Origin of the sequence: Flavivirga aquimarina, assembly GCF_030540835.1 — a bacterium.
Classification (GTDB): Bacteria; Bacteroidota; Bacteroidia; order Flavobacteriales; family Flavobacteriaceae; genus Flavivirga; species Flavivirga aquimarina.
This window is the reverse complement of sequence record NZ_JAUOEK010000010.1, coordinates 1-17,730: the sequence shown is the minus strand read 5'-3', so window position 1 is coordinate 17,730 and position 17,730 is coordinate 1. Positions and strand designations below refer to the sequence as shown.

12 protein-coding genes are annotated in these 17,730 nt (G+C 31.9%); 10 read left to right on the top strand and 2 right to left on the bottom strand.

Annotated elements, in window-relative coordinates:
- Nucleotides 1-194 precede the first annotated feature (194 nt).
- The 6 genes from Q4Q35_RS00120 (at nt 195) to Q4Q35_RS00095 (ending at nt 4,920) form a co-directional block, all read left to right on the top strand.
- On the top strand, nt 195-758 hold the full coding sequence (locus Q4Q35_RS00120) for a hypothetical protein (RefSeq protein ID WP_303275886.1): 564 nt from the start codon (nt 195-197) through the stop codon (nt 756-758).
- Nucleotides 759-991: 233 nt separating this feature from the next.
- The gene (locus Q4Q35_RS00115; protein WP_303275884.1) at nt 992-1,762 is read left to right on the top strand and encodes a MerR family transcriptional regulator; all 771 of its coding nucleotides are present in this window, start codon (nt 992-994) and stop codon (nt 1,760-1,762) included.
- Between the two features lie 326 nt (nt 1,763-2,088).
- Entirely contained in the window at nt 2,089-2,817 is a 729-nt protein-coding gene (locus tag Q4Q35_RS00110; RefSeq protein WP_303275883.1) for a phytanoyl-CoA dioxygenase family protein, read from the top strand.
- Nucleotides 2,818-2,952: 135 nt separating this feature from the next.
- Nucleotides 2,953-3,570 carry a hypothetical protein gene (locus Q4Q35_RS00105; RefSeq protein ID WP_303275882.1) on the top strand — a complete coding sequence of 206 codons (618 nt, stop codon included), beginning with the start codon at nt 2,953-2,955 and terminating at the stop codon, nt 3,568-3,570.
- A 131-nt stretch (nt 3,571-3,701) separates the two neighbouring features.
- Complete coding sequence (locus tag Q4Q35_RS00100) at nt 3,702-4,301, top strand: ricin-type beta-trefoil lectin domain protein (RefSeq protein ID WP_303275881.1); 600 nt, start codon at nt 3,702-3,704, stop codon at nt 4,299-4,301.
- A gap of 46 nt (nt 4,302-4,347) precedes the next feature.
- On the top strand, nt 4,348-4,920 hold the full coding sequence (locus Q4Q35_RS00095) for a pentapeptide repeat-containing protein (protein ID WP_303275880.1): 573 nt from the start codon (nt 4,348-4,350) through the stop codon (nt 4,918-4,920).
- A gap of 160 nt (nt 4,921-5,080) precedes the next feature.
- On the opposite strand, the gene Q4Q35_RS00090 is transcribed toward Q4Q35_RS00095, so the two are convergent.
- Nucleotides 5,081-6,484, bottom strand: coding sequence for a tetratricopeptide repeat protein (locus Q4Q35_RS00090; RefSeq protein WP_303275879.1), 1,404 nt, complete (start codon nt 6,482-6,484; stop codon nt 5,081-5,083).
- Nucleotides 6,485-6,837: 353 nt separating this feature from the next.
- Between Q4Q35_RS00090 and tnpA the strand changes: the two genes are divergently transcribed.
- The 4 genes from tnpA (at nt 6,838) to Q4Q35_RS00070 (ending at nt 15,960) form a co-directional block, all read left to right on the top strand.
- Entirely contained in the window at nt 6,838-7,284 is a 447-nt protein-coding gene (gene tnpA, locus Q4Q35_RS00085) for an IS200/IS605 family transposase (RefSeq protein ID WP_303275878.1), read from the top strand.
- Between the two features lie 228 nt (nt 7,285-7,512).
- Entirely contained in the window at nt 7,513-8,640 is a 1,128-nt protein-coding gene (locus Q4Q35_RS00080) for a T9SS type A sorting domain-containing protein (protein WP_303275877.1), read from the top strand.
- Nucleotides 8,641-8,657: 17 nt separating this feature from the next.
- Nucleotides 8,658-15,116 carry an RHS repeat-associated core domain-containing protein gene (locus tag Q4Q35_RS00075; protein ID WP_303275876.1) on the top strand — a complete coding sequence of 2,153 codons (6,459 nt, stop codon included), beginning with the start codon at nt 8,658-8,660 and terminating at the stop codon, nt 15,114-15,116.
- Between the two features lie 19 nt (nt 15,117-15,135).
- Complete coding sequence (locus tag Q4Q35_RS00070; RefSeq protein WP_303275875.1) at nt 15,136-15,960, top strand: TolB-like translocation protein; 825 nt, start codon at nt 15,136-15,138, stop codon at nt 15,958-15,960.
- A gap of 670 nt (nt 15,961-16,630) precedes the next feature.
- Here the strand turns inward: Q4Q35_RS00070 and Q4Q35_RS00065 are convergent.
- Complete coding sequence (locus tag Q4Q35_RS00065) at nt 16,631-16,921, bottom strand: helix-turn-helix domain-containing protein (RefSeq protein ID WP_303275873.1); 291 nt, start codon at nt 16,919-16,921, stop codon at nt 16,631-16,633.
- Nucleotides 16,922-17,730 lie beyond the last annotated feature (809 nt).

Below are 17,730 nucleotides of genomic sequence, written 5' to 3'. Positions count from 1 at the left end.
GAGAGCTACAAAAAATGCAATTAATTTATACAACGAAATAAGATTACACTTATCTTTAGATTATAAAACACCTAATATGGTATATAAATTATCAGCGTAAAAATCAATTTTAACCTGTAGCCATATTTTAGGACAAGACAGTTTAATCCGAAAGCAATTCTAATTTAACCTGTAACCATATTTCAGGACGAGACATGATGAGAAAAATTCTGATATTATTAATAACAGTTCTAACTTCAAATTTAATCGAAGCACAGTTCATTAAAGAAAAGTCTATAAATGCTCAAATAGGATATGGATTGAGCGCTCCTAATAATAGTATAGACGAAATTGTTGACGATGGATATTTTGCTCAAGGAGAGTTGATTTTAAAAGTGACTTCTTGGATTGAATTTAGACCTTATGCAGGTTTCATTTTGACAAATTCAAATGGTAAAGATCTGAATAACAATCCAACTGACGAAAAAGCTGAATCAAAAGCCTTTTTATTAGGTGGTAAAACGAGAGTTAGAGCACCAATACCTTGGGTCGCACCATATGTCGAAATTGGAATAGGTACTTCAATTGGTAAATTTGAAACATTGACAGCTTTCGATAATATTGATAAAAGTGGAATAATTTATCATATCCCCTTTTCTTTAGGGTTAGAATTAGGACGAAATAATAATGTTGACCTAGGGTTTGCTTATTATTTCCAACCATCAGTTGAACAGTATGCTGGAGCATTTGCCCTTGGAATTACAATTCCATTAAAATAACGTTACAACATTATATATAGCAAATAGGGCGATTAGTATTTAATAAAAAGGCCATTGTCTATTTGCAAAGTCGCCAAATCTTTTGATTTGGTATTAACACGAAAACAACCCCGAATTCAATCATAATTCCGAGTCTTTCAAAAAAACATTCTACTAAAAAGCAAAAAAGTTGTGAAAAAGTTTGACTCTAACGTTACGTCATACCATAAGTTTGCATTATAAATAATTATTCAATGCAGAAATATACAGTACAAGAATTATCCAATATTGCAGGTGTAAGCGTACGGACCTTGCATTATTATGATAAAATCGGATTACTAAAACCTGCAGTACGTACAGAGGCCAAGTACAGGTTGTATGGGAAAAATGAGTTGTTGAGGCTTCAACAAATTTTATTTTTCAAAGAACTCGATTTTCCTTTAAAAGAAATTCTAAACATTTTAAGCGACTCTGAATTCGACTTAATAGAAGCGCTTGAAAGTCACGGACAAGAACTTGTTTTAAAACAAAAGAGAATTTCTGAAATGCTGATTACCATTGAAAAAACAATGTTAGACTTAAAAGAAAAAAAGATGATTACAGATAATGAATTATATGATGGTTTCTCAAAAGAAGAAGCGAATAAAAATCGCAAAGAAATAATTGAAAAGTATGGTGCGAAAGCTTTAGAAAAAAGTGAAGCGTATCTTAAGAAACTTACGAAAGAACAATTTGAGGCTTTAAAAAATGAACAAAGAGAAATTTTCAAAGTATTATTTGAAATTTCTAATCAAGAACCCGAAAGTAAAGTGGTACAACTAGAAATATCTAGACACTATAAAAACATTAGGAAGTTTTGGGGAACAGATGGTTCTTCAAATTCTCAATGGAGAAATTATACAGGACTTGGTGAGCTTTATATAGCGGATGAACGATTCACAAAAATTGATGGAAAAGTACAACCTGATTTTGCAATATTTCTTTCAAAGGCAATGACCTATTTTGCGAATACACAGTTAAAATAATTAAATACGGTGGCAGAATACACAGCTCAATGTATCTTCCACCTTTTTTTAATAAGTATAGAATATACGAAATGTTGGTAATTCCGAAGGATTATCAATATTTCAATACTAAACAACTTGCTTAGCACCCTACTCGTGATATTTATAAACTTAGCGTTTACAAAAAGAGCCACAAAAAATGCCATTAATTTATACAACGAAGTAAGATTACATTTATCTTTAGACTTTAAAACACCAAATATGGTATATAAATTAACAGCGTAATCCTGATAGCTATCGGGACAATTTTTAACAGTAGCCATATTTCAGGATGTGACATTTAAGAAATGAATTACATAAATAACAAAATAGAACTTGAAAAGAATGGATATTCTGTTTTAGCGGACTTGTATTCGGACAGTGAAGTAAGTCAAATTTTGGATTGTATCGAAAATAATGAACAAAGCGGAAATTCATTTATGAAAACAAAGGATTTGTTTGCTATAAGACAGCTAATCAAAAATGTTCCAGATTTGACCAGTTTACTGTTTAACAAAAAACTGATTGAGTTGCTTTCTGACCTTTCCGAATCGCAATATTTCTTAACCAAAGCGATCTATTTTGACAAACCAAGCGAATCGAATTGGTTCGTTGCTTATCATCAAGATTTAAGCATTTCGGTTGATAGAAAAGCGGATTTGGAAAATTACTCCAATTGGACTTTTAAAAAAGGACAATACGGAGTTCAACCACCAATTGAAATTTTAAAAGACACAATAACAATCCGAATTCACTTGGACAAAACTGACAAGAATAACGGAGCATTAAAAGTTATCCCGAAATCTCACTTAAACGGAATAGTACGAGTTGACACGAAAGATTGGAATATAGAAAACGAATTTGTTTGTGAAGTGGAAAAAGGCGGAGCTATGTTAATGAAACCTTTGACTTTACACGCTTCGAATAGAACGATAAACGGAAAGAAAAGAAGAGTAATACATTTAGAATTTAATAAACATAATCTGACTGAACCGCTGGCTTGGTTAGAACATTATGGAATAAAAACCAGCACATAACAACGGCTCCTATGATTAATTGCTAGTCCTCGTCTACTTCTGAAAACCCTCAAGGGTTTTCAGTTTAGTGTGTACTTGCAAAGTTAAGTGCTAATCCAAACAATTACTCATAGCCGAGACATTAAAATTGAAAAAATGACAAAGATCACTATCACTTTAGTAACACTATTAACTGGCTTCATAAGTTTTGCCCAAAGCCAGGGAAATTATATCGTAATTATTAATAATGACTCAATTCAGGCTGACCTTAAAAATGAGCTTCAATATAAAACGTCTTCAGGGGAAGAATTGACTATTAAAATCATACAGCCCGATATATTAACATATTCAGACGATATGATCTCCTTTAGTTATGATAAATCACTTAGTGTATCGAACTCTAAAATTGATAAAGGTATTGAGCAATGCATGATAATGAAATCTACTGGGAATGGTTTTATGGTTCAAAAATATCGAACAATTAACCCAAGTAGTTTGACCCAATTAATGTTGAACGAAATTATAAAAGAGAGTATCAATTATGGCTACTCAAAAACGGAAAAGAAATTCAAGAAAAAACTAAAAAGTGGTCAAACGATTGAAGGAATTCAAGCTACTTTAACTTATAAAGGCGAAAAAGAAGTATATACAGTAGCTACTTACGGAAGAAAAGATGAAGGCATTATTGTAGTAACAATGTTGTTGAGCGAAGATTATACTAATGATAAAGGAATAATTGAGTTATTCTTAGAAACGTTAGTAATAAAAGAATAATAAACTTTGTATAACAAGGTGTCCTATGAAAAACACAGCCAATCCCTATAGATATCGGGACAATTTTTAACTGTAACCATATTTCAGGGCGTGACATGAAAACTTTTAAAATAATTTTTAAACTAATACAAATGAAAAAACTAATACCAATTTTAGTGTTATCCATATTTATGAGTTGCAACTCTAATAAAAAGGAAAAACAAAGCGAAACTGAAATCCAAAAGACTGAAACTGAAAAAAAGCTTAATTCAAATGCGCCTAATATCCAATCGCCAGAACCCATAATATATCTTGCTGATAATCTAGACGAACAAGACAAGTTAGGCTATTGTATTGACACAGATGGTAAAGGTTTTAGTGATTCTTTGCAAGTCCATTCATGCAAACCAAATGGTGATGATGTTTTATTTTACTATGATGAAAAAACACAACAGATTTGCTCTGCCACATACCTAGGTTTCTCTGCGGCGATGATTGACGGACCAAAAACAGGTATGACGATAAGCCTTGTTAAAAGTGATCCTGAATCTTCCGAACAAAAATTTATTTATAATAAAGAAAGTGGAGAATTTAGACCAAAAGAAAACACAAAACTTTGTCTTACGGCTGGAAGTGAAAGTGACGATGCTGGACCTTATATGTCTAGAACTTTATCTCTACAACCAAGCGAAAGCACGGACAAAAGTTTAAAAACATGGATTATTAAGGGAGCAAAACCCAATGCCAACTAAAAGCTTTTGAAGCTGATTTACAAAGCGAAAAACCCAATGAGATTTAATGGAATTACAGTTTATTGAAGACATAAAATTTGAAAGAAAAGATTTCTCAAAAGATAAATTAGATAAAGGCGATTATGAATTGTGTACTTTTTCAAATTGTAACTTCTCTAATTCTGACTTATCAAAAATTCGATTGACAGAGTGCCTATTTATTGATTGCAATTTAAGTTTAGTTAATCTTTACCAAACAGAGATTCAAGATGTAACATTTAAAGATTGTAAGATGTTAGGTTTACGTTTTGATAAATGTAGTGATTTCGCTTTTTCAATAAAAGTTGATAATTGCCAATTAAATCACTCATCATTTTACAAAAAGAAGCTTCCAAAAACGGTGTTTAATAAGTCAAAATTACAAGAAGTGGATTTTACTGAATGTGATCTGAATACGTCTATTTTTGACAATTGCGATTTACTAAATGCTGTATTTAAAAACACAAATTTGCAAAATACTGATTTAAGAAGCTCATTTAACTTTATAATTGATCCTGAAAATAATAAAATTAAAGGTGCAAAATTTTCCTTAGAATCTGTCAAAGGTCTTTTAATAAAATACAATATCAAAATTGAATAAAACTAATTACGAACTAGAATAGAAACTAAGAAGATAAAAAGAGATAGAACTACTAAATAATGTTACATTTTATCTTTAGACTTTAAAATACCAAATATGGTATATAAATTAACGGTGTAGTCTCGATAACTATCGGAGCAATTTTCATTTCTTTGGTTTTTTAATTGTTCGGTGTCTTTTTTCCTATTTTAGGGACAATTACCGAAGATTTGATCCAACAGTCAATCTTGATAGTTTTTCCTGCCATCTCCTTAATAAATATTTCTTGGTTGGTTGGTACTTTAGCCTCATAATTAGCCGCATATTGAGAGGCGCTTTTCTTTAAGGTAGGATCTACTTTAGATGCTTTTCTAGCTTCTTGTGCAGCTAACCAATAAACAGCTCTTTTATTAAAATTACTATCTCCACAATTCTTAGCACTATCTGCATACATGGATGCGATTGCAAGATGGGGCTTTCCATTCGATGGATTTAACTTCAAAGAATTTCTAAAATATTTTCTTGCTTGACTATATCTTCCTTTCTTTTTAAGAATTAAACCAATTCTATATGCTAGTTTTGCCTTTTTGAGAGTATTTGTTTCTAAATCATAAGCCTCTCTTAAGTATTTATCTATCTCTGATGTTTTTCCTTTTTTTATTAAAACCGTTACTACATGAATTTTAGTGTCTGAAGACGGTGATACTTCATCATATGCCTTTACTAATTTCTCATATAAAGCGTCATCAGTGCATTCTTTGTAAAACATTCTGTTCACTGCACGTTTTAACCAAATAGCATCATTTTGATACGTATCAAAATCTTTAGTATAAAGAGGAATCAAATTTTCACAATTAGCTCTAATACCAAGTTTCTTGTCAATATTTCTAGAAATTAAATCATAATTTTCTAGATAGTTTTCATATAATCCTTTAAACTGTTCTTCCTTTTTTGTTAATTGCAAGCCTCCTTCTTTCTTTTCAAATAATTTGTTTAATTTTTCTGAATAGTTTAGTATTTCATCTTCTATCTTCTCAATAATGTCATCATACTTATTAAATAAATCCGCATCTGTTTTTTTGCCAGCGTCAAATAAATCTACCATCAACGAAAAGTAGGTATATAAACTTTTAGGGTTTGTAAAAGTTTCTTTATCTAATTTATAAACAGCATCAAAACAGGCGTATAGTTCTTCATCTGATTTCCCTAATAGGCTTTTGTTTTTATATATTAATTGACAAGCTTTAGCTGAATACTTTCCTTTTGGCGTTTTATTTAAAAAATACTCACCTCTCTTTTTCCATAAAACCAATAAGTCTTCAATAAATGCTTTTTTTTCAACCCCTTCAGATTTTTTGATTTTATAGTTTAATATTTTTTCACCTCCTGTATAAATAGCAATACTCAATTTTGGACATTTACTTCTTACTATCATCCAAGGTTCATACGCTGCATCATAATTCTTAGCTTTAACATATTCATGAAAAAAGGAAAGATTAATTTTGCATTCTTCGTCATCCTGAGCAAAACTAATATTCATGCCTATAAATAAAAACATAAAAAATAAGGTAGTTTTTGTTTTCATAATGAGTTAGTTTATAATTAGTATTATTATATTTTTTGAGGTATTATATTGTTCAAATATAGATATGCATTTGAACCATGATTTTTAGTCTCAAAAGATATGCCAAAGTAACATAGTGATTCTTTTGCAACATTTAGCCCATAAACTCAGGCTTGATGCCCTTTTCTGGTGATTGGGTACGGAAAGAATTCTATCGATATAATTGGATAAAAAAGCACAAAAAACTTAGAGAATAATGGAAAGTGATTTCTTTAATCTAAAGAATTCCTCGAGGCTCTGCCTCGGGGTTTAGCTGAAAAGTTTGAAAAACGGAGAGTTTTTCAAAACACTTTAAAAAAGTGTACTTTCGGAAAATGAGTGAACATATTTTAAAAAGAGATAATAAAAGTTTGTTGCTTTATCATTTGGTTTTTCCATTGAAATATAGAAAATCGGTTATAACAAAAGAAATAGGAGATTGTTTAAAAGATATTTGTTTAGAAATTTCAGAGCGTTATGAAGTTCATTTTATAGAGATTGGCTATGAATCCAATCATGTTCATTTTTTAGTTCAAAGCGTTCCCAATTATGCTGTTTCTAAAATGATTAGAATGTTAAAAAGTATTACTGCAAAGCAATTATTTCAAAGATATCCAGAAGTTAAGACTAACTTATGGGGAGGGAAATTTTGGACTAGTGGGTTTTATGTAAATACAGTTGGACAATACTCAAATGAAGAAGTAATTAGGGAATATGTTAAAAATCAAGGAATGGAAAAAGAATACAATAAGGTACATTCAAATCAATTAACCTTGTTTTGATACCTCGATGGCTCTGCCTCGGGGTAGTTCATTTACTATTATACAAACTAGAGTTACACATAATTTTATGTGGTTTTACCACAACCTTAATTTGTTTAATTTATTTACATTTAAAACAACTTATTAGCTGACAGCTTTAAATTTTTAAAAACACCAATACCAATAGCAGTAAAGGTTCATTAAATCTTTACCATGGATTTAATTGTCAAATTTTAAAAACTTAACTTTATGAAAGCTAGTAAATTTTTGTGCATATTATTTTTATGCATATCCCTTCAATTTATTAAAGCACAAAACCTTTTAGACACATCTACATGGACTATTGGTTCAGGAACTGTGATTGGTTTTAGTCAAAATGGTACAACGGCTGAAAATATTAGAGAACTGGGGCTAAACCATGTTGGAGAAAATGTTATACTTTGGAAGGCAGTTCCAGATGTATCCAGTAATGCAGATGGTGGTTGGAATTCCGATTACATCACAATTGATAACACAAAAAAGTATCGACTAAGTGTTTGGATTAAAAAAACGAACTCCAATGATGGAATAAGTTATTTCGGGTGTTACAGTAATAACAATGGTAACCAAGTATATCGGCTCGATGGAACGAATAATCCAAACCCATATTTCTGGTATGGTGATCTTCCCAAATTAGACAGATGGTATTTATTGATCGGTTTTCTCCACGAACACAATACGTCTGCCATCACTTCTGAAGGTGCTATTTATGATGGTGTTACGGGAGAATTTGTATCAAATACCCATCGAGATTTTAAGTTTAGCAGTACAGCAAATAATCTTGCTCATCGCTCATACTTGTATTACGACACGAACACATCTGACAGACAATATTTTTACGAACCAAGAATAGAACTAGTTGATGGAAATGAGTTATCGCTTAATGAGTTATTGAGTCTTCATCCAAATTCGGGATTACAATTTGCTTATGATAATTCAGGAAACCAAAAACAACGCTTTTATTGCCCAGATAATGCCAATTGTTCTGTGCCTACTCCACCAGCAGGTAAGATAACTAAAGAAGAAAATACTAGTGTTGAAGAAGTAGATATTCAGACTGATGTTGCCGATAACTTAGAAGACTATAGTGGACAACTTATCATGTATCCAAACCCTACAAAAGAACTTGTTAATATTAAAATAAAAACAGAATTACTTAGTAAAATAGAATTCATAAAAATTTATAATATTAATTCTTCATTAGTTAAAAGCCTAAAGATTAACCATGATCAAAATTTAAAAGTTGACTTAAAAGATATGCCGACAGGGGTATATTTTGTCCACATACATTTAAATGATGGGAGTCATAGTATCACAAGAAAAATAATCAAAGAATAACCAAAAATTATAAACAGATGAAAAAATATATACTATTATTAATCGGTATGCTTTCTATGGTTTTTTCTTATGGTCAAAATAACGGAAAACCAGAATTAACAAAAAACTCTAAAGATGATTTTACTTATAAAAAAATAGAAATTCTAGAGAGTGAAGAAGGAAATATTTCATTAACGGGAGGAGAAGCCTCTTTTGGCAAATCTTTAAGTACAAGTAGTGCAAAATCTTTTGCAGGTGGTGGTTCAGGAATAGGGGAAACCACTGGAGTTCTTTCTGTTTCCCCAACAGGAGGTGCAAAATATGATATCCCTATAGCTGTACCCACTGGTCTTAATGGGGTTACACCAGAAATAGCATTATCTTATGATAGTCAAAGTGGAAATGGTATAGCGGGTTATGGATGGAATATTAGTGGGATTTCAACTATTTCAAGACTTCCTGCAACAAAATTTCATGACAACCAAATTGATGGGGTTGATTTTAATAATTTAGATCGTTTTGCACTGGATGGGCAGCGTTTAGTACTAAAAAGTGGTACATACGGTGCAGATGGTGCAGAGTATGAAACAGAAACATATTCTAATTTAAAAATCACTTCACATGGCACGTCATTTTATGGAGCTGCTTCTGGTCCTGAATATTTCCTTGTAAAATATCCTGATGGTTCATCAGCTAAATATGGTAATTCTCATTCACGTCCTAATTATTCAATTACTTATTGGGAAAACCCACAAGGAGTTAGAATTAGCTACTGGTATGTTTCAGATAATAATAGTCGCACAATAGGGACTATTAGATATGGAGGTTTAAATGGAATAGACGATGTATATGAAATTCGTTTTAGCTATAGAACTAATGCTAAAAGATGGGAACAATCGTATATAAATAATGTCTCATTTGCTAGATCAAAAATTTTAGATAAAATAGAGGTTTTTAAAAATACTATTCGCTACAGGGAATATGACATAAACAATTTCAGTAGAACGTCTGGACTAAAATATGAAAGAATGCATTGGATCAAAGAATATAGTGGAGACAATACTGCTTTCCATAGCAGTATAGACTTTGATTATACGTCGTCACCATCTTCGGTTAATTACAATGGTATCACAACGGGACTTACACTTGCCAATATTGAGCAAAGAAATGCAGAAACTCTTTCTTTAGATCTTACAGGTAACGGAAAAATGGATTTTATGGTTTATCCTAAAACAAGCAAGGATAAACTTTGGATATTTAAAGATATACAGAACGGAGCTAATAATCAAGCTTATGAAGTAAACACAGGTGCTTTTGAAGCAGTATTCCCTACAACATGGATAAATTATCAAAATAAAGTGCTAGCCGGTCAAGGATTTACAGTAGTACAAAATGGAATAGATAATCAAATAGACTTTAAAGTGTATTCTAATGGAATTATTAATCCAATATATTACCAATATACTAAAACTTGGAATGCGCTTTCGTATCAATATGACTATTCTGACACTAGCTCAGTCATAAAATCAAGGCCTAATGAATACATATCAGGAGATTTTAATGGAGATGGACTTACGGATGTTTTAGCAATAGGTAAGTCATATACGACAAGTACTTGTTATGAATATGATTACACCGGCAATCCTGATTATTATGATGATCTGGATGATTATAATAGCTATTTGTATTTATTCTATGATACTTATCGTGATTATTATATCGATGTTAATGGTCTTGATTCTTATTATTGCACACAGTCTACACATAACAACAACACAGCTTTTTTAATTGACTTAAAACAAGATATAACAACAGGGTTTGTTAATTATACAGGGGGCTTACAGCAAAGTTTTGGTACAGGAGACAATTTAAGTGCTGGTGATTTTAATGGCGACGGAAAAACAGATCTTATGCATGTGACCACAGGAAAGGTATATATTTATACTCTAAATGATAGTAACAATTTAACCCTACTCTGGCAAACCACAGATGCAGTCATCAATACATATCCAGCTATGTTGGGAGACTATAATGGAGATGGCAAAACAGATTTTTTAGTTCCGACAGCTAATAATAGTTATTCGTTTAAATGGTTTATCTCCACGGGGACTTCTTTTGTCAGTGAGACAAGAACACAACCTTTTCAATATAAAGTCACTAATTGGAATGGTAATAATGGTGTCTTATCTGGTTACAACTTAATACCTTTAGATATAAATGGTGACGGAAAAACAGATATTGTTGAGTACAATACAACGACATATAATAGCAGTTCTAATGGTACTCAAGTTATTAACATTTATAATAATCACGGGTTAAATGGAACTACCGCATCTACAAGGGTAAACTTTGTAAGTGGTGGTACTGCTACTAAAACGGGTGACTTAAAGCATTTCCCAATACCTATATATTTAACCTCAGACCAACCAAATAAAAATTTAGACTTCGCATCCGTCAGTGATAAGTGGGTGACTCATTTTTCTTTTACCCAAGATCATCGGGAAGATGTATTAATACGTTCTATTACCAATAATGGTGTCACTCAGAGTATTGATTATAGCAATTTAGACTCATCTCTTTATAATAGCGATAATATGCAAATATATCAACCTGTTTATGATGAAACATATCCTTATGTCGATTTGCAAATTGCACCAGGTAATAAAGTAGTTTCTGAGTTACAACGGATAAGTGCAGGTACTACCACTTTAAAACAATTATATACATATTATGGAGCGGTATATAATACGGAAGGTTTAGGCTTTTTAGGTTTTAAAGGTATGGCTGGAAGTAATTGGCATACGGATTCTTCAGACAGGATATTCAATGTTTCAAAATATGATCCCCTTTTAAGAGGAGCTATAACAGATAATTATTCACTTGCAAACTCTTTTACATTTACGGTTCCATCTTCAGGTTATATTACAAAAACAACCTATCAATACAATTCATCATTAGCTGCTAACAAGGTCTTTAAACTTTGGCAAACCTCTAGTACCACTCAAAATGCCTTAGAGGGAACAACTACCGTAGTATCTAATATTTATGACGTCTATAATAACCCAACAAAAATCTCTACGCTCTTTTTGGGATACGGAAGCCATGTTGTCGATATGACTTATGACAATAATACTGGTGCTACTTATTATATAGGAAGACCAACTAACAGAGTTGAAACCAAAAATATTGCTGGTGATATATTTAGTATAGAAACCAAGTTTACATATACGGGTTACTTATTAACTCAAAAGGAAACAAAAGGAAACGCAGCTCCTTTTGACATCGAAACCTTTACTTATGACACCTATGGTAATATCACCAAAAAAACAGCAACACCAAACGGGGAAACTGCCCGCGAAATAAATTATGAATATGATACTTCAGGGAGGTTCTTAACTAAAATAACCGATACAGAAGGACTGGAAACGACATATTTATATAATGTAAATAACAGGACTTTAACAAAAGAAACGAACCCTTTTGGGCAAGAAACCAATTATGAATATGACTCTTGGGATCGATTAACGAAAGTAACCGATTATTTAGGCAACGATGTCACAACGAGTTATGTTGAAGCTGGCGACCATTCGTATACAGTAACTCATACCGGAGATGATGGTAGTGGGGCTATAACGATCTATGATCCGCTAAAACGAGTAACAACTAAAAAGCAAAAAGATGTGCTTGGACAGTGGGTCAGTGTAAGTTACCTGTACGACGATCAAGACCGCCTTTGGAAACAAAGCGAGCCCTACATAACATCTGCTTCACAATGGAATGAAATAGAATACGATCTGTATAGCAGACCTATAAAACAAACAAACCATACAGGAAAAGTAACCAATATTAGCTATAGCGGTTTAACAGTTACAGTTAACGATGGTACTCAAACCAAAACCATTACAAAAAATGCCATGGGGCTTACTACCGCTGCTACCGATCCGGGAGGTACTATAAATTACACGTATTTTGGAAATGGTAATTTAAAAACCGCTAATTATAATGGCGTTGTCGTTTCTGTAGAACAAGACGAATGGGGGCGAAAAACAAAACTAACCGACCCATCAGCAGGTATTTATACCTACGCTTATAATGGCTTTGGAGAAATAACCAATGAGACCACACCAAAAGGCTCTACAACATATACCTATTCGGCTATTGGTAAATTGACGCAAAAAGTGATAACTGGTGATAATACCAATATGACCATGCAGTATGGATATAATACAACCAATAAGCTTTTAAGCTCTATTTCACTAGTAGGTTCAAACAGTAATAATGCTACTTATACTTACACCTATGATAGCTTTCAAAGGTTGGAAAAAACAACAGAAATAAATACCCATGCAAAGTTTACGAAAGAATTTGCTTATGATACTTATGGCAGGATAGATACTGAAGAATATTACGCTGAGTTGTTGATGAATGGTAGAAACAGTCTTAAAAAAATTAAAAACACCTATCAAAATGGCGGATTACAAAAAATTAATCATGTAGGTGGTACAAATGAGGCTTTATGGACGCTAAACGGTATAAACGCCAGAGGGCAAATAACAGAACTGCTTAATGGTAATGGGCTGAGAGAATTTAACACTTATAACGCTTATGGGCATTTAACTACCAGTGAAACAAAAGTGATTCTTGGCCCAAACACTATTGAGTATATGACACTCACTAATGATTTTGACGTACAAAGAGGATTGCTTAATAGCAGAACAAATAGTCTGTTTTCTTGGAGCGAGAACTTTACCTATGATAGTTTGGATAGATTGATAGATTTTAATGATAACAATGGGGATAATAATAACACGTATGATCTCCTTGGGAGAATAACTACAAACAGCGAAGTTGGGGATTATAGTTACACAGGTAATTCTTATCAACTGGACAATGTCGACTTAAATAATCAAGGAGATATTTACTTTCAGAATAAATCATTGCAACAGGTAACCTATAATGCTTTTAAAAAACCGTTTGAAATTAATCAGGATGGGAAAGAAAAAATAGGATTTCAGTATAATGCTTTTATGAGGCGATCCCATATGTTTTATGGAGATACGAATAATGATATTTTACAACGGAATAATCGTAAGCATTATTCTTCTGATGGCAGTATGGAAATTAGTCACGATAGTGCTTTAAATAAAACAACTTTTGTCACTTACTTAAATGGTGACGGATATGATGCCACTGTTATATGGCGTAAAGAACAAGATTTGTCTGCTACATCTGAAGCGTTTCACTTCCTGCACCGCGATTATTTAGGAAGTATTTTAATGATAACCAACAGGTCTTCCCAGGTTAAAGAAAAACGCCATTTTGATGCTTGGGGCAATCTTGTAAAGCTCACTGATGGACAAGGTAATAATTTAGATAAATTTGTATATTTGGATAGGGGTTACACTGGGCATGAACATTTGCAAGGGGTCGATTTAATTCATATGAATGGCCGATTGTACGACCCCAAATTAAAACGATTTTTAGCACCAGATAATTACATACAAGATGTGTCTAACACACAAAACTTTAATAGGTATGGTTATGTATTGAATAACCCGTTAATGTATGTAGACCCTAGTGGGGAGACTTATGGAGATCCTACTTATCAAAATGGAGGTACAACAGCATCAGGTCAGCAAAGTTCTTTTTCAGAAGGATGGGGATTTGGACTATTAGGTTCAGCAGCATTTAGTGCTTATAATCTTATTAAAGAAAATTGGGGTGGGATAGACAAATGGACTACTGAGAATATCTTTAGACCGATACAGGATATGCGATTTGCTAGTTGGGTTAGCGGATGGTTTAAGAAAAGAAGTAAAAGGTATGCTCCAGTTGAGTATAATAATTATGCTGGTTTGAATAGCGATCCGTTAGCTGGGGCGAGTACTAATATACCACCTTCGTTTTTTGGTGGTGGTGGTACTAGTACTAGTGGTTTGGGAATTATCAATCCAGATGGTGCAAATGTTGCATATGCATATGAAGTTGGAGGAGGAGCAATAGCACCAGGACATTCACTAATAATTGATTTAGAAACAGGTATTGGAATGGAAATATTTCACCCTAATGATGAAAATAATAATACATACAATGGAGTGTGGGATTTTTTTAATCCTTGGAAAAGAGCAAGTATATATCAAACTTGGAATGTTTTTGAACCTGGCACATTAAATCCTTATACGGGAGTAGATTCGTTCAACAAAGGGAAGAATTTTTGGCGAAATGGAGGTATTGATGGACAACCCAGAGGGGAGAATGGACTTAAATTAGATTTTAAACAGGTTAAAAATATTAAGGCCTTACGGGAATTTCATTATAACAATGTTATTAATAACAATTTTTATTATGGACTTCAAGGTGTTTGCACTACATACTGCCAAAACCTATTATTGAAAGGAGGAAATTTTTCTGGACTTATGGGAGGATTGTTACCTTGGTCAGGGACTGGTGTTTTTTCAGATTATGAAATAGCAATATCTCCTCCTATATTTGAATAATTAATAATGATAATAAAAAATGAAAAGACTTTTAGTAATTATCTGGGGTTTAGTTTTTAGTTGCGTAGAAGATAAGAAACTAGATAGTTCTTTTTTTTACAATACTCGACAGACTATTATAGAGAAAAAATGTGCACCTTTAAGTAAAGATGGCAGAATATGGGCTTATGAGATTTATGACAAACATTTATTGTATAATTGTGACTCAGATGTAGATAGATATACCTCAATGTTTATCATTAAAAATAAACAGGGTTCTATAATAAATGAAATTTCTTATCCATATGAATTATATCCATGGTTAATTGGATATGATGATGTATCTCTATACTCGTTCAAAAACATTAAAGATGAGCCTGAAAAAACAGAACTGATAAGTATTGATTTAAGATCAGGTACACTAACTAGCCTGACTAACCTTCCCAAAGGGCATTATGATTTATCGGAACACTCTATTTCAGAGAATGGTATTTTGGTTTTCATATCTAAGGGATTAACTCATATTTTTGATATTCAAAATAAAAAACTGAGTTTAAACTTGTTCAAAAGTAATTATCAACCAGTGATTTCAAAAGATGGCAAACAAATAGTGTATCTATTGGATAAAAAAGTTTATGTCTATGATATTTTAAATAATGAAAAAGAGATGATATACGACTTGGCAACGGTTAGCCAATATTCTCCTTTTTATGTGTATTTTAAAAATCAAAACGAATTCATTGTTAAGGGTATAAAATATGATGATATACTGCCATTAAAGGAGAGTGAATATTTAGTTATTAAAAACAAAGAGATTGTTGATAGGGGACAATTAGATATTTATGGTGGTTATAAATATTACTAAAAACAAAGTGATATTACAATATCACCCATTACTAGTTTGTAAAGAGGTTTGTATCTAGTAAAGTTAGAGTCTCTTTTGTTACTGGAGAATATTAGCAAATTTTTGCTTCATGATTATCGAACTTAGGAATCAAATAAGTTCAGATTAAAGGTATAACCAAAAGGGTTCAATAAAAATTTGTGCCTTTATCACATCAAAGAAGAGCAAATTATATCTTCAAAGTTGTTTTCATGGTTTTAGTGTGCAAATAAGCATGCATATTTTGAAATAATCGACCTTATTATCTCAAAGCTAATTTTATGATCCGGGTTTTCTACAAGTTTACTAGAGATATACGCAGCAATTTCGCCATAATATAGATTGTTGAGCATAACTAGTTGCCCTTTCTTTTATACCTGCTTAAAAAATATAATTTAACTCGACATATTGAAAGAACTCAAGAGGAAATTGAAGCTTCCAAAACTGAAAAGCTCTTAGATTACTATTATGTAGAATTTGATAAGAGCAGAAAAGAATTACTAGAGATAAAAAACGAATTTAGCAACCTCTTAAATAAGTTGTCTTATATTGAAAAATACGTTTGGAAAAAGTTATTATGTACTAGACTTTTCGAAAGGAAAAGAGAAATATACTTAGACTCTCATATCTTATAAATGGTGAGCAAAGAGATTTATCTACTATTAGATTTATTTGATAGCTTTTTATATTTATTCATGTCAAAATTGAAAAGTTCATTTATTGTAACCTGCAATTCTTTTGAGATAAGTAAAAGGGTTTCATATCTTGGATTTGTATTTCCTCTTTCAATCTCACCAACAGTTTTTTTTGCATGACCAGTCCTTAGGCTTAATTCTTCTTGGGAAATATATTTGTTTGTATCAGGGTTTATAACCTTATTTCTAAGCTCCCTTATTCGGTAACCTAAAGCCTCTTTTTCTCTTTTGAAACTTTTCTTCTCCATAAGAGTAAATTTCTCATATTAAAACCAAAAAAAAGGATACTTATATGTATCCTTTTTGAGGTTATTTTCTTATGTTTGTAAAAGAATTACATTATTAATGTAGTTTTGCGATTCTTCGTATTGAAAATATTTGAAGCAATTGCTTTGAATCTCGCATTATAAAACTGGTAATTTTTGCAAACGAGATGATAAGTAGATTGGCTCACGAACCTAGGCGTGGGCTCTCTTATCATTTGCAAGGTATACCAGTACCCATAATGTGATGAGTTGAGTTTCACGCCTTTTTGTTTCCACTCATTAAGGTCTTAATGGAGTGCTATCTCATTTTTAAGGAAACTTCAACTTTGTAGAACATTATAAAATTAGCATTTTTAACTTTAAATAGTGATGTGCTATTTTTTATTTAAAATAGGCTTGTGATGAGTAACCACAAGGATAAAGGAAAATCTAAAAACCGAATCCATGAAAAAAACCAAAGTTAATTGTTCACGGAAAATTTTGATTTTAACGCACAATACACTAGCAAATTCTCTAACGCTATTAATTAATCAAACATCCCTTAAAAATGACGTAAAAAAACATTGTAGACTGGGCTTGAAAGTATTTGGAATCATTTTAGCAGATTTAAATTAACGTGAATCTCGGATAAGAATTAGTTTAATTTTTCTTAGTAAAAAAGGCTGTTTTTGAGTAAATTAAAGTGACAAAATTTTAGTTTAACCTCAAAAAACAACCTTTATGCTTAGAGATAAAATTACAGAATTCTTCGTAGAACTGGACGATTTTTGCAATGAATTTAGCTCCCAACT

Coding starts and splice junctions, on each gene's coding strand:
- Q4Q35_RS00120 (WP_303275886.1), top strand. CDS start 195: ATGATGAGAAAAATTCTGATATTATTAATAACAGTTCTAACTTCAAAT.
- Q4Q35_RS00115 (WP_303275884.1), top strand. CDS start 992: ATGCAGAAATATACAGTACAAGAATTATCCAATATTGCAGGTGTAAGC.
- Q4Q35_RS00110 (WP_303275883.1), top strand. CDS start 2,089: ATGAATTACATAAATAACAAAATAGAACTTGAAAAGAATGGATATTCT.
- Q4Q35_RS00105 (WP_303275882.1), top strand. CDS start 2,953: ATGACAAAGATCACTATCACTTTAGTAACACTATTAACTGGCTTCATA.
- Q4Q35_RS00100 (WP_303275881.1), top strand. CDS start 3,702: ATGAAAAAACTAATACCAATTTTAGTGTTATCCATATTTATGAGTTGC.
- Q4Q35_RS00095 (WP_303275880.1), top strand. CDS start 4,348: ATGGAATTACAGTTTATTGAAGACATAAAATTTGAAAGAAAAGATTTC.
- Q4Q35_RS00090 (WP_303275879.1), bottom strand. CDS start 6,484: ATGAAAACAAAAACTACCTTATTTTTTATGTTTTTATTTATAGGCATG.
- tnpA (WP_303275878.1), top strand. CDS start 6,838: ATGAGTGAACATATTTTAAAAAGAGATAATAAAAGTTTGTTGCTTTAT.
- Q4Q35_RS00080 (WP_303275877.1), top strand. CDS start 7,513: ATGAAAGCTAGTAAATTTTTGTGCATATTATTTTTATGCATATCCCTT.
- Q4Q35_RS00075 (WP_303275876.1), top strand. CDS start 8,658: ATGAAAAAATATATACTATTATTAATCGGTATGCTTTCTATGGTTTTT.
- Q4Q35_RS00070 (WP_303275875.1), top strand. CDS start 15,136: ATGAAAAGACTTTTAGTAATTATCTGGGGTTTAGTTTTTAGTTGCGTA.
- Q4Q35_RS00065 (WP_303275873.1), bottom strand. CDS start 16,921: ATGGAGAAGAAAAGTTTCAAAAGAGAAAAAGAGGCTTTAGGTTACCGA.